The organism is Alteromonas gilva, assembly GCF_028595265.1.
Taxonomy (GTDB): Bacteria; Pseudomonadota; Gammaproteobacteria; order Enterobacterales; family Alteromonadaceae; genus Alteromonas; species Alteromonas gilva.
The window spans coordinates 1,278,535-1,292,608 of the sequence record NZ_JAQQXP010000001.1; the positions used below are offsets into that span (position 1 = coordinate 1,278,535).

Annotated in this window: 9 protein-coding genes; 4 read left to right on the forward strand and 5 right to left on the reverse strand. The window is 48.5% G+C overall.

Annotated elements, in window-relative coordinates; genetic code table 11:
- Window positions 1-6: 6 nt before the first annotated feature.
- On the reverse strand, window positions 7-1,974 hold the full coding sequence (locus OIK42_RS05645; protein ID WP_273639001.1) for a RecQ family ATP-dependent DNA helicase: 1,968 nt from the start codon (window positions 1,972-1,974) through the stop codon (window positions 7-9).
- Between the two features lie 531 nt (window positions 1,975-2,505).
- On the opposite strand from OIK42_RS05645, the gene OIK42_RS05650 reads away from it, so the two are divergent.
- The 4 genes from OIK42_RS05650 to OIK42_RS05665 all read left to right on the forward strand — a co-directional run bounded on the left by OIK42_RS05650 (window position 2,506) and on the right by OIK42_RS05665 (window position 6,808).
- Window positions 2,506-3,483, forward strand: coding sequence for a DUF1852 domain-containing protein (locus OIK42_RS05650; protein ID WP_273639002.1), 978 nt, complete (start codon window positions 2,506-2,508; stop codon window positions 3,481-3,483).
- 28 nt (window positions 3,484-3,511) lie between these two features.
- Window positions 3,512-4,543, forward strand: coding sequence for a methionine synthase (locus tag OIK42_RS05655; RefSeq protein ID WP_273639003.1), 1,032 nt, complete (start codon window positions 3,512-3,514; stop codon window positions 4,541-4,543).
- Window positions 4,544-4,743: 200 nt separating this feature from the next.
- On the forward strand, window positions 4,744-6,093 hold the full coding sequence (locus OIK42_RS05660) for an MATE family efflux transporter (protein ID WP_273639004.1): 1,350 nt from the start codon (window positions 4,744-4,746) through the stop codon (window positions 6,091-6,093).
- Window positions 6,094-6,253: 160 nt separating this feature from the next.
- Window positions 6,254-6,808 carry a sugar O-acetyltransferase gene (locus tag OIK42_RS05665; RefSeq protein ID WP_273639005.1) on the forward strand — a complete coding sequence of 185 codons (555 nt, stop codon included), beginning with the start codon at window positions 6,254-6,256 and terminating at the stop codon, window positions 6,806-6,808.
- Window positions 6,809-6,847: 39 nt separating this feature from the next.
- On the opposite strand, the gene OIK42_RS05670 is transcribed toward OIK42_RS05665, so the two are convergent.
- The 4 genes from OIK42_RS05670 to OIK42_RS05685 all read right to left on the reverse strand — a co-directional run bounded on the left by OIK42_RS05670 (window position 6,848) and on the right by OIK42_RS05685 (window position 13,567).
- A complete protein-coding gene (locus tag OIK42_RS05670; protein WP_273639006.1) occupies window positions 6,848-7,381 on the reverse strand; it encodes a DUF3237 domain-containing protein in 534 nt (177 codons plus the stop codon).
- Window positions 7,382-7,631: 250 nt separating this feature from the next.
- On the reverse strand, window positions 7,632-9,389 hold the full coding sequence (locus OIK42_RS05675; RefSeq protein WP_273639007.1) for an amidohydrolase: 1,758 nt from the start codon (window positions 9,387-9,389) through the stop codon (window positions 7,632-7,634).
- A 23-nt stretch (window positions 9,390-9,412) separates the two neighbouring features.
- Window positions 9,413-11,110 carry an amidohydrolase gene (locus tag OIK42_RS05680; RefSeq protein ID WP_273639008.1) on the reverse strand — a complete coding sequence of 566 codons (1,698 nt, stop codon included), beginning with the start codon at window positions 11,108-11,110 and terminating at the stop codon, window positions 9,413-9,415.
- A 57-nt stretch (window positions 11,111-11,167) separates the two neighbouring features.
- Window positions 11,168-13,567 (reverse strand): TonB-dependent receptor, encoded by a 2,400-nt coding sequence (locus tag OIK42_RS05685; protein ID WP_273639009.1) that lies wholly within the window; start codon window positions 13,565-13,567, stop codon window positions 11,168-11,170.
- Window positions 13,568-14,074: the final 507 nt, after the last annotated feature.

Genomic DNA, 14,074 nt, shown 5'->3' on the forward strand with positions numbered 1-14,074 from the left:
AAGGCGCTAACTCTGCGCCGGCATTAATGATTTCACCATGGCTTTTACGTCGGCATAGCGACAGTGTTCGCAGCTTCCATAACCGGTGACTTGCTTTATTTTGAGTCGCGCAAACAGAGGCATGGCCATTGCGGTTAAAAAACGGCAATACATCGACTCAGTGAGTGGCCCGTCATACTTATCTTTCAGATGCGCGTTTAGCGCCTTCATTGCGGTTGAAACCCCGTTGCTATCGGGCATCGGGATCGGGCTGGAATAGCTAAGTCTGGCGACTTTGCCCTGGCAAACGCTGCAATGGCCGCATTGTTGTGGCGCTTGCGTATCATCAAAATAGGCCGATAAATTAAAGTTTAAACAGCTATCCAGCTCAAAAAAGCGGACCAGAGCAGCAATACGCTTTACTTCTTTGTGCTCGTTATCGGCAAAATACCGGGCCAGTGTTTGCGGGAGGTCCGGCGCGCGTAGCGCTGGTGGGTTAACCTCGTATACGTCGGTCATTAACCGGGTGACTACTTCAATGTGCTGCTGGGCGTGTAAATACTCCAGTGCTTTTAACACTCGGGCGCGCTCTGCGCCGTAGTGCTCAAAAATGCTGTCAAAATTTACCTGACCCCAGGTTTTTTTCATGTCGGTATGGGTAAATACCGCGTTGAGAAAATCCCTGCGCTCTGCAGAAAACTGGCCTAAGATAGCCGTTTTATCCGTAATAAAGCGGTATTTGTATTCGGCAAAATACGAAAATAGCGGGCGTATTACCCTGGCTAATTCCAATTGCACCAATAGGGTTTTTAACGGTAGCTGACGAATATTACTTAAGGTTGATAAGCTATTGAGTTGGGTTTCCCACCTGTAAGGACTGGTATCTGCGTTATCTGCACTGTGAGAGGCAATATCGCTAAGTACCTTTTGAATCGAGGGCAGGTCAGGGGTGTCGCCGTAAACAAAATTCTCAATGGTCACCAGGCCATCCAGGTTGGCTAACACCGTACAGTTAGCGGGCTCACCATCACGGCCGCCACGACCTATTTCCTGGCTGTAATTTTCAATGGATTTGGGCAAATCGTAATGCACCACAAAACGAATATCCGATTTGTCGATGCCCATGCCAAAAGCAATGGTGGCGACCACCACTTGCAGGCGGTTTTGCATAAAGTCTTGCTGAATGGTTTGCCGTAACTCACCGTCTAACCCGGCATGATAGGCACTGGCGGCAAAACCGTTTTGTTGTAAGTAACGCGCCACTTGTTCAGCGGTGTGCTGCAACGTAACGTACACAATACCAGCGCCCGATTGCGCGGATAATGTTTGCAACAGCGCCTGATTTTTTTGCGCCTCGCTGACCGGCAGAACGTTAAGGTTTAAATTAGGCCGGTAAAAACCGGTTTGCACTATATCCTCGTCGGCTATGGCAAAGCGGCGTGCCATGTCCTGTTTCACTTGTTTGGTCGCTGTGGCGGTTAACAGCAGCACTAAAGGAATGTTTAAGTCTTGCTGATAAGCGGGTAGTTTTAAGTAATCGGGCCGAAAGTTGTGTCCCCACTCAGATATACAGTGGGCCTCGTCTATTACCAGCATGGAAACTTCAACTGAGGCGATAAACTGTCTGAAACGCTCGTTTTTAAACCGCTCTACCGACACCATCAAAATTTTGCACTGTCCCGAACGTATATCGCTCATAACCTGCTTGTTTTGCTCGGGCGTTAGCGTTGAGTCGATGCTGGCAGCCGCGATGCCTTTGCTATGTAAAAAAGCGAGCTGATCTTTCATTAAGGCTAACAGTGGTGACACAACCAGGGTTAAATGGGGCAATTGGGTTGCCACAAACTGGTAACACAACGACTTGCCCGAACCTGTGGGGAATATGGCCAGTGCAGAACGCTGATTTAATAAGCTATCGACAACCTCTTGCTGACCGGTACGAAAAGACGAAAACCCAAACAAGCTGTGTAATGTCGACGTGTGCTGTGATGTCATTGGCGTATTCATTCCCTGGCAATGAGCTTTAAGGCGCCGGTAATAACCCTGGTGCGCCCTGATAGGTAGCTCTTACAGATGGCTGGTAAACATAAAAATGCGGTGCCTGCCGGCACTGGTTACGTAGTGTCGCTGGCGATTGGTGTCACCGCGGATATCGTATCAAACCGGCGGTGAAGCGAAACTGATCTTATGCGTTGTTTGCATTCTACCATTAAGCACCTTCCTACACAGGTACTTATGCAAGCGCCTTCACACACGTGTATCACGCCCTCTGTTACGCTGTTGACTTATACTTTCACGGCCTCATAGCGGCAGTGAAAGGGCTTCCAAAATGAATGCATGATTAAAGTTCATGAATTAATGCAAATAAGTCATTTTTGTTCATGTGAATGTTCGCGTATAACTCTTCCTGTGCTCATAACCGTGGTTAAGGCAACAGTTTGCCTGGTCAGGCTGAGGCTTAAAAAAACCAGTAAGAGTAGGGCACACATCCCGGTTTTATCTCACAAAATAGAATGCGAAAACACCATGAATAAAGACGTTACATTTACGATTAAGAGCGTTTGTTTTGATGAAAATTACTATCCATCAGACAATACCCGCATTACCACTAACTTTGCCAACCTGGCCAGAGGAGAGATGCGTCGCGAGAACCTGCGTAATACCTTAAAAATGGTGAATAACCGATTTAATGCCCTGGCGCACTGGGATAATGTTCACGGTGATCGCTATGAGGTGGAACTGGAAATTATTTCAGTGGAAATCGATGTGGCAGGCAACGGTGAGTCGTTTCCTACTATCGAAGTGCTGAAAACGAATATTTTTGACCGCAAAACCGGTAAGCGCATTGCTGGTATTGTGGGCAATAACTTTTCGTCCTATGTGCGCGATTACGATTTTAGCGTGGTGTTGCCAGCGCATAATAAAAACCAGTCACAATTTAGCATCCCGGATACCTTTGGTGAGCTCCACGGCAAAATTTTTAAGCATTTCGTGAATTCTGAAGTGTATAAGACGCATTTTGAAAAACCGCCGGTGATCTGTCTGAGCGTGTCAGAAAACAAAATTTATCATCGTACCGAAAACCAGCACCCGATTCTGGGGGTGGAATATCAGCCCAATGAATCGTCGCTAACCGAGCAGTATTTTCAAAAGATGGGTCTGCAAGTGCGTTATTTTATGCCGCCTAACAGCGTGGCTCCGCTGGCGTTTTATTTCTTTGGCGATCTGCTCAATGATTACACGCATCTTGAACTCATTAGCACTATCAGCACCATGGAAACGTTCCAAAAAATTTACCGGCCGGAAATTTATAATGCCAATGCACCAGCGGGAAAGCGTTATCAACCTAATTTAAAACACCCGGATCATTCTCTTACACAAATACAGTACGACCGTGAGGAGCGCAGTCATTTGGCGGTTAAGCAAGGTAAATTTGTTGAAGAACACTTTATTAAACCGTACCAAACCACCCTTGAGCAGTGGTCTGCCAGCCGTACATTGTAATTACACCAACTAAAAAGCATGACTTAATATGAACACAACTTTGCCTACATCCATCGCCGGTAGCTTGCCTAAACCAGCCTGGCTTGCCGAACCTGAAACCCTGTGGTCGCCCTGGAAATTAAGCGGTGACGAACTCATAGAGGGCAAACAGGACGCGCTGCGTTTGTCATTACAGGCTCAGCAACAGGCCGGTATCGATATCATTAGTGACGGCGAGCAAACCCGCCAGCATTTTGTGACAACCTTTATCGAACACTTAAACGGGGTTGATTTTACCCAGCGCAAAACGGTTAAAATTCGTAACCGTTACGATGCCAGCGTGCCGGTGGTAGTCGATGCCGTTACCCGGCCCAAATCGGTCTTTGTCGACGATGCCAAATATTTGCGTCAGCTTACAAAACAGCCGATTAAGTGGGCACTGCCGGGGCCGATGACCATGATCGACACCCTGTACGACGACCACTACAAAAGTCGCGAAAAGCTGGCCTGGGAATTTGCCAAAATTCTCAACCAGGAAGCCAAAGAACTTGAAGCTGCCGGGGTTGATATCATTCAGTTTGATGAGCCAGCCTTTAATGTGTTTTTTGACGAGGTGAACGACTGGGGAATTGCTGCACTGGAAAAAGCCGCCGAAGGTCTCAAGTGCGAAACCGCCGTGCACATTTGCTATGGCTACGGCATAAAAGCCAATACCGACTGGAAAAAGACCCTCGGTGAAGAGTGGCGACAATATGAAGATGTGTTTCCAAAACTGCAACGCTCGGTGATTGATATTGTGTCGCTGGAGTGTCATAACTCAAAGGTACCCATGGATCTCATTGAGCTCATCCGTGGTAAAAAGGTCATGGTAGGGGCTATTGACGTGGCTTCTCATACTATCGAGACCGCTGAAGAAATCGCCGATACCCTGCGTAAAGTATTAAAGTTTGTCGATGCGGATAAGCTGTATCCGTCGACCAACTGCGGTATGGCGCCGTTACCTCGCCAGGTGGCCGACGCTAAGCTGCGCGCCTTAAGTGCCGGCGCTGCGATATTAAGAAACGAACTGGCAAACCAATAATGTGAGGGGTATAACGCCCCTTTCCGGCCAGTGATCTTGCCTGACGCCACCATTATAGTGTGGCGTTTTTTGCGTTAAAGCGCAGCGTAATTTGTGCGCGGTTTTGCAAAAGGCGGTAAGACTGGCGGCTTGCTATTCAAATCCTTTCCGGCGTATTCGACGTAAGGCTATAGGGTATCAGCAGTAGCAGGCGCTTTTAAATGGCATCATCAACACAGCAGCGTGACCTGACATCCGGGACCATACTCGGTCAGTTGGTCAGAATGACAGTACCCATGGTGTGGGGAATCGTTGCGGTCATGTCCATTGGCCTGATCGACACCTACTTTGTTGGGCAACTCGGCACACAGGCGCTGGCGGCACTGGGCTTTGTGTTTCCTGTGATGTTAACCCTGACCAGCCTGGCGATTGGCTTAGGGGCTGGCGCCGCGTCGGTGATTTCCAGGGTGATTGGCGCCGGCGATCAGCATCAGGTAAAGCGACTGACCACCGACGCCTTGTGTTTGGGGCTGGCGGTGGTAATGCTGGCATCCGGGCTTGGCATGCTCACTATCGAGCCGTTATTTTTGCTGCTCGGCGCCAGCCAAGGTCTTATTCCGCTGATTTCATCCTATATGATGGTGTGGTATCCCAGTATGGTGTTGCTGGTGATTCCGATGCTGGCCAACAGTATTATCAGAGCCAACGGCGACAGTTTTTATCCCAGTGTCATTATGATTATTGCCGCTGTTATTAATGGGATCCTCGATCCTCTGTTAATACAAGGGCTATGGCTTTTTCCCGAACTCGGATTTGCCGGTGCCGCCTGGGCATCGGTGGGCGCCAGAAGTTTAACCTTACTGGCATCGCTACTGATTTTAATGTACCGCGAACGCATGCTCAGCTACAGCTTGCCCTCAGCTGCAAGCCTGCTCAGTTCCTGGGCCAGTATTGCCAGAATAGGTATTCCGGCGGCAGGCGGTAACATGGTTAATCCGGTGGGCGTGGCGATTATCACCGCTGCCATCGCCTTGATTGGTCAGGAGCAGGTAGCAGGATTTAATGTGGCCTCACGCATGCAGGCGTTTGCTGTGATCCCCATGTTAGCCCTGTCTGCCTCTATCGGGCCTGTTGTGGGGCAGAACTGGGGCGCCGATTTAAAACATCGCTCAGCGCAGGCCCTTAAAGCCAGTTTTATCTTTTCACTGTTATGGTCATTGTTGCTGGCAGTGTTGTTCTGGCTGTTTGCTGCGCCGCTGGCGGGGCTTTTCTCCAGCGACCAGCAGGTGATCACCATTGCCTGTCAGTACCTGCATATTGTGCCATTTAGCCTGGTGGGGTACGGCTGCGTGATTATTGCCGCAGCGGCGTTTAATGCTATCGACAGGCCCATACCAGCCCTGGTTTACAACCTGCACCGCACGTTTATCTGGCTGGCACCACTGGCCTGGCTTGCCGCGGCGTTATCAACCGTTGAAGCGGTGTTTTGGTCTGTTGTGTTAGCGAATATTGTCGGTGGCGCGGCCGCTGTAGCACATGCCTGGCACTTTTTTCGCAAGCACATCGAATAAACAAGGCTGCGTATCAGCGGGCTTTTTAGTTAAAGGGTGCTAAGTCCAATCGCAGGTAGGGGTTAATATTTGCAGCAACAGCCTGTACGCTGAGCAGATTAATGAATGCAGCGCATAGCCAGCACAATTGGCGAGCATCAAAACGAACGGAGTGTAAAAAGTGAACGCATATCAAAAAATGGTAACCGGTGAAAAGTACTGCATTAACGATCCGGATCTGGTTGAAACGCGCTATAAAACCCGCGATCTCACCGATAAAATTAACGCCCTGGGGCCACGCGAGGTGGTGCAGCGTACTGCATACCTGAAAGACCTGTTTGGTGAGATGGGCGACAATGTTCACATTGAAAAGCCCATTCGCATCGACTACGGCATGAACATTAAAATGGGCAGTGATGTGTTTATCAACTTTAACTGGACCGTGCTCGATTGTTGCCCGGTAACCATTGGCAGCAGGGTGTTTATTGGCCCCAATACCTCTTTTTATACCGCTCATCACCCCTTAAATGCCGCAGAGCGCGCCGAGCATATTGGTTTTGCTGAACCTATCACAATCGGTAACGATGTCTGGATTGGCGGCAATGTGACCATTTTGCCGGGCGTTACCATTGGCGATGGTTGCGTGATTGGGGCTGGAAGCCTGGTTACTCAGGATATTGCACCGGGCATGATTGCCGTGGGCAGCCCCTGTAAAGCGGTAAAGCCGGCGCCTTAAAATAACGTGGAGCCACCCTGGTGTTGTATCAGGGCGCCGTTAGAGTAATTCCCACACCCGTATAATGACCGCCGGGTCGTCCTCGAAATTTGGGGCAGGCTCCACAGTCCCTAAAAAAATGGCATTGTTCATCCATTCGTAAGGGCTGCCGAGTGGCGCCTCAAAGTTTAACACGCTGCGTGCATACTCGTTTTTAGGATTATCCGGTGTAGGGCGGGGGGCGATAATAGCGCTGTTATGCACCAAAATAACATGCCCATCAGTGGTTTTTATCGCATAGCGTGCTTTAAGCTCCTGACTGCCATCGGGACGGCCCAGTTGCCAGTCACCGCCGCCGGATAACACTTCGGCGTTAATCTTCGGTCCTTTTACGTCACCGCCGGTGATCCATATAATCCCCCGCTCACCATACTTACTCGGCCCCACTGTAGCGCGGTTCATATCTATAGTAACCCGCGACTCATAAACAAAACGGGTGTCAAAACGATCGTCCCGATTCGGATTTTCCTGTGCGCTGACAGAGCGCACTATAATCAATAATAAAAGTGTACCGAAAAGTTGTATTGCTCGCATATTAGCTTCCTTTTTACGCATACTGCAGGAGGGGGGTTAAGCACGAAAAGTGCGATACTATCATTAGCAAAAGTAAATTAAACATTGGTGTTTTCTACTGCGGCATCAGGGTTTGTATTATTTTTGCACGCTTTTTTATGTAAAATGATTTATAACCCGTTATTCGCTATTGCAGTTTTAGCCGGTCAGCAACAGGCGACCGGCAACGCAAGACTGGGCAACAAGCATTGCCCAGTGCGCGATCCTCAGTTTATTGCTGGTAGATTTTCTCGCCACCAATAAACGACATTTTTACCTGCGTGTTGTGAACATCATAGATAGGAATATCAAACGGGTTGCGATCCAATACGATAATATCAGCGAGCATGCCTACTGCAATAGCCCCGGTTTTATCGCGAGTGCCCATCTGTTTTGCGGCATTCACCGTGTATAAGTCGATGGCCTGTTTTAGTGTGATACGTTCCACCGCACCCAGCATTTCGCCACCACCACCAGGCTTTTGTCGGGTAACCAGTGTTTCAATGCCTAACCAGGGGTTTACTGATGGAACCACTGCCCAGTCAGAGCCAGGCACAACCAATGCCCCTGCATCAATGGCGTCTTTAACCGGCGTCCAACGCTTCATGCGTTCTTTACCCACAGCCTTTTCAATGTCAGGAATTATCGGGTTCGGGAACCAGATGTAAGGTGACATTTCAAACGTTGCGGCGATGTCGCGAGCACGGTTAATATCGTCCATATTTACAAAGCTATTATGGGCGATGTCGTGCAGGTTCCCACTAAAACCATTTGCCTTGCGTGTTGCCGCGATACCGTCCATTGCACTTCTTACCGCTGCGTCGCCAGCAGCATGCATTTTCACGGTAAAGCCACTGTTGTCTGCTTTAACCAAAATACGATTCAGTTTTTCCTGTGGGATCATGGTGATCCCTTTATCGCCATGGCCTGCGTCATTATGCGCGCCCTGGTAAGGCTCGAGCATGGCGGCAGTATGACCATCCGTAGGTACGCCGTCTAACGCGAGTTTAATGCAATCAGGCTTGATGTTATCGCGAGCAAATTTGTTGCGATTAACACGCATTTTAGCCAGTGCATCATCAAGTTCTTCGTCACTGTCGACACCCACAAGGCCGCGTCCCCACTGACACGCTCTTACTCTTAGCTTTAAGTCGCCTCGATCTGCCAACGTTGTAAATGTAACTAATTCATTTTCACTCACGCCTGCGTCGGTAAAACCGGTGATACCATAAGAAGAAATCAGATCGATAGCCCATTTTAACGCTTCAGCTTTGTCTTCTTCGCTGGGAGGCGGGATAACCATTCGTACTAAGCCTGTGGCCGTTTCTCTTAAGATTCCGGTGGGTTGGCCATTTTCATCTTTTTCGATAACGCCGCCTTCCGGGGTTTTTGTTTCTGCAGTAATTCCCGCCAGCTCTAATGCTTTTGAGTTAACCCACAGACTGTGGTAGCTGATATCCGTTAGCGCGACAGGATTGTCAGGAGCTAGTTTATCGAGCATTTGACGACTTGGCTTTTGGCCAAAAGAGGCTGAATCCCACTGACCGCCTTGCACCCATTCGCCTTTTTCAGCTTTTGCGACACACTCACCTATGGTTGCCAGAGCAACTTCGGCTGAAGAGCCTTGCGGCCATGAGCAGCTTTGCGCTTTTTGGCCGGATCCCATCGCATGGATATGCATATCATGCAGGCCCGGAAATACAGTGTCCCCTGCGAGATCGATAACTTTGGTAGTACTCGATTTCAGGTCCGTTAAGTTTTCCGTTTTGCTGATCGCGACGATAACGCCATCATCAACCGCAATCGATTTCGCCCAACCATCGGTGGTATAAAAGTGACCGTTGGTGAATATTAAATCGGCCGAATCAGAGATCGCAGCGGCAGACGCTGCCGAGTCTGTTTTTGCGGCCGGTGTCGCATTTTCTGCCTGGCATGCAGGAGTACTCATCAGTACAACCGACATTGCCAGGGCATGTTTAAGCTTCAACATTCTTTAATCCTCGTTGTTAAAAATTATTCTGATTGATAAACCGTTTCACCGGCAATCACTGTTTTTAGTATTTTGATGTTATGTAATTCAGTAGTAGGAATTTTAAATGGATTTTTGTCTACAATAATCAGATCGGCATACAAGCCGACGGAAATACTGCCAACTTCATCACTTTTACCAAGATGCTTAGCTGAATTTACGGTGAATAAATCGATAGCCTGTTTGAGGCTGATGCGTTCCTGAGGCGCTAATACATCTTTACCTCCGCCTGGCTTTTGGCGAGTCACCAGTGTTTCGATAGCAATCCAGGGGTTCACGGAGGGGACCACAGCCCAATCTGATCCAGGTACGACTAATGCGCCAGCGTCTATTGCATCTTTAACCGGGATCCAGCGCTTCATTCGCTCGTGTCCGGTGGCTTTAGTGATATCAGGGATAATAGGGTTGGGGTACCAAATGTAGGGTGACATTTCAAAAGTGGCTGCAATGCTGCGGGCGCGTTGAATATCATCCATTTGAACAAAGCTGCTATGGCCTACATCATGCAACACCCCGCTAAATCCATTGCTCTTGCGAGCAGCTTCAATGGCAGTGAGACCGGCTTTTACGGCTGCGTCTCCAGCGGCGTGAAATTTTACACTTAAGCCCTTGTTGTCAAAGTCTGTCACCAGGGCATTTAATTTTTCCTGTTCAATTAACAATAAGCCTCTGGTGCGCTCCTCTGATGCATGGCTATTGTCCTTGTATGGGTCTACCATGGCTGCAGTGTGGCTGTCGGTCGGCACACCGTCTAACACAATTTTCACGCAGTCAGGACTAAATCTGCTGCGGCTATAAAGATTGCGCTGCTCTATGGGATCGGCAGAAACCTGCTCGTCGGCAGCCGAAAATACAATGGAGCCATACAGGTTGCAACCTCGCACACGCTGTTTGAGTTTGCCCGCGTCATACAACGTGGCATAGGCCTTCATCGCCACTTCGTTGACACCAGCATCGGTGTAAGAAGTAATTCCATTTGACAACATAAGTTGTGTCGACCATGCCAGTGCTTCGACATTTTGCGCTTGCGTATAAGCCGGCACATTTTTGTAAACGAGCCCGGCAGCGCTTTCACGTAATAAGCCGGTGGGGAGTCCGTTGCTGTCTTTTTCAATGATGCCACCTTCGGGGTTTGGTGTATCGGCGGTGATTCCAGCTAGCTCTAAAGCGAGGGAATTTGCCCAGGCGCTATGACCACTGATATCTCGCAGTACGACAGGATTGTTGGGAGATACCTCGTCAAGAAACTTCCGGTGTGGCGGTGTCTGCCCAAACGATGCCGCATCCCATTGGCCCCCGGTTATCCACTCATTCTCCTTACGTTCAGTGACACATGCTGCTATTTTTTGTTGCACGGTCTCAGGTGATAACCCTTGCGCAAAACGACATTGAAACTTATGTAAGCCTGAGTTCAGTGGGTGTACATGCATATCATGGAAACCCGGTAACACCGTCGCGCCATTGAGATCTACGACTGTACTCGACGAAGTCAGGTATTGCTCAGGATCAAAGCCGATAATAATACCGTCTTTGATGGCAACAGATTCTACCCATCCGTTGGGTGTATAAATGTCACCGTTTGTTAGTATTAGGTCTGCACTTGAAGCGGCGGAAAGGGCGCAATGCGATAGCATTGCGCAACCCGCTAAAAGACAGCTTTTAATCATTTTTTTGATTAACATAGCGATTGTCCAAGGTTTTCTGTTAACTAAAGCGTAGCTATTTAATTTTCCTGAAAATTAATATCTGTAGCTTAGGGTAACGCCGTAAGTGCGCGGCCGAAGCGTCGTCGAGGTATAGAGACTCTGAGCATTAATTGGTGGCGTACCCAATAAGATGCTCGACCATTCGACTGTTGGGCTTGCAGTAAGCGAGGTTACGGTGTTTGAGTTAAACAGATTGTTGACGAACAACGAGATGTTGTAATCATTAATAGTGACACCGGTTCTGATTGACAGCAGGTTGGTCGCGGGTTGTTCAAAGAAGTTGTTTGGCTGCGCGCCATTGGCTGGATTGTTGCCTGCAACCATGTCAGTTTGTTTGGACTTGAAGTTATAGTCCAGTCGGGCGAAAGCATCGTATTTATCTAGCAGAGTAAAAAAGTACTCGGCCGAAATGGTGCCCGTCCAGGGGTTTCCTACTACATGGTCGCCCTTACTGACAATGTTAAACATGGCTGCCGGGCCACCAATGACATTTTCCTGGAACTCAGCATTGGTATAGCCTAAAGCCATGTTAACTATCAAATCTTCGGTTAGCATCGCTTCCAATGCCAGATCAAAGCCATAGCTTTTAGCGCTACCCTGATTGGCAACAAAGGTGAAGCCGCAGCTTTGCAGGTTTACGCTTTGCTGAATATCTTTCCAGTCAATATAGAATGCACTCGAGCTTAGTCGAACTGCACCGTCATTAAAGCTGTTTTTGGAGCCAACTTCATAGTTCCATAAACTGTCAGACTTATATAAAGGTGGGCGATCTTCTAAACCCAGGTTGGCAAAATCTCCGGCACAGGGCGCACCCACTTTGGAGTTATAACCACCAATTCTATAGCCTTTTGACGCTGAGCCGTAGATCATATTATCTTCATCAATAGTATATTTGATGCCAAGCTTAGGGGTAACCGGGGTTTCACTTTGTGAGCCTTCATCGGTGACTGGTGCCCCAACGACCGCGCCACGATAGTGGCCACCCGCTTCAACCTCTGTGTCGGCGACACGTAACCCGGCTGTCAGGGTTAGTTTTTCGGTCACGTCGTAATCAACCTGGGCAAACACCGACAGTTGCTCTTCATTTGAAAAAGCAGGATCAATGACAGACGTGTAACGACCTTGATCCAACGGGCCGAGAATAATGCCGAACAAGAAATCGGGAATATACTGGTCGGTTACAAATTGCTTAGACTCTTGCTCTAACTTAGAGTAAAAGGCGCCCACAACCCAGTTCAGATCTGACATACCGGTTGACTGAATTCGCAGTTCCTGCGTCCAGTTCTTTTGAGCGTTTATCTGTTCCGCTGTAGCTTCAACGCCTTCAGGGAAGAAGGGGTTCCCAGCCCACAGACCTTGCTCGAAGGCGGTGTAGTCGTTAAGTGCATAGGCATCACGATCAAAGTAAGACGTATTTGAAAGTATACTCATTCCAGATAATTCCCACTCAACTTTCAAAGCAGATAACGTGAACTCATCCTCACTGGGTGAACTGATGGCATTACCACTTCTGTATTCACCTTCATCCGGGTCAGATAAGGCTTGCCAATAGGCACTGGTGTCATTGAGTTTGGCTTTTTGATAAAACACAGAGGGTGTGATGGTCAGGGCGTCAGTGGGTTTATATGTAATTGCCAGCCGTCCGGTCCTGGATTTTTCTGAGTTGGCATTTTCATCAATGGTGTCGCCGGCTACGGGGAGAGCGGCTGATGGATCCGCGGCTCTTTGCCAGTTCACCCGGTCAATCCAGCCGCCATCTTCTCGTTGCCAGAGGCTGAGTCGATAAGCGAGTTTGCCCTCAATAATTGGCGCCCCGTAGGCAAAGCCAAACTCCTGACTCATTTCACCGTCTTCGGTGTGAGCCAGCTCAGTACGCAAATACGTTGTGTCGTCATACAGATCAGGGGTGGGCGCTATAAACCGCACGGTACCGCCCATAGAGCCGGCACCAAATAAAGTGCCTTGCGGGCCGCGCAATACTTCGACCCGGTCTAAATCGAAAATTTTCGGAAAACTGTTAAACGAACTATAGCCTAATGATCTCGACTGTATCGGCGTATCATCAATATAGATACCGGTAGTTGAGGAGCCGGCTGATGATGATATGCCCCTGATAGAAATACTGCTGCGCTGGGTGTTTGAACTGTTAGTTCGGCTAAAATTCACACCCGGTGTACGGGCAAAGATATCATCTACCTTTCTAGCGCCAACCTTATCCAGTTCCGCACCACTTAACGCCGTGATACTCACCGGTACTTCAGCAAGGCTTTGCTGACGATGTTGAGAGGTAACCATAATTACCTCAAGTGTTTTATCTTTGTTTGTCGCTTTATCTTCAACCGCTTGTTCTTCCTGAGCCGCAGCGAGTGAACTATTAACGGCTAATAAAAATGCGATGGTACAACTAATCTTTGTAAGTCTGAATTCTTTCATCTCATTGTGCTCCCAAATGGTTTTGTTCCTGATGCTCTGATTAAAACGTGCTGTTGTTATTGTTGTTGGCTTGCACTTATTGATTGCTGTTTTGGCGTAATCAGCCTCCCTTTATGCATTAGTTTTTCTAATTTTAATTGGTGTGCAAATCGTAGTGGCTGACACTAAGTAAATAGCTTTAAGCACGGCGCCGTTAACCAGTCGATTTACTGAATGACGACTTTTTTTCGATTTGCGATGTAATACATCGAGCAAATGTTTCAGCGAACAACGTAAGCTATTTTTGCTATCGAATAGGACCGCTATCGTGTAAGTGACAGGTGCCGATAGCAGCAATTTCCGCTGTTTGCAAAACTGCCGGGTTTGGCTGAGTTGGTATAATTCGATTGACTGGCTGCAGCGTTTTCTGGCGGCTAAAAGATTAATCTGACTACCTGTTGGATGCTGCTGAACTCGTCCGGTCGATAGCGAAATCTCCCCAGCGAGGTGCTGCTTTAATGCGTTTAA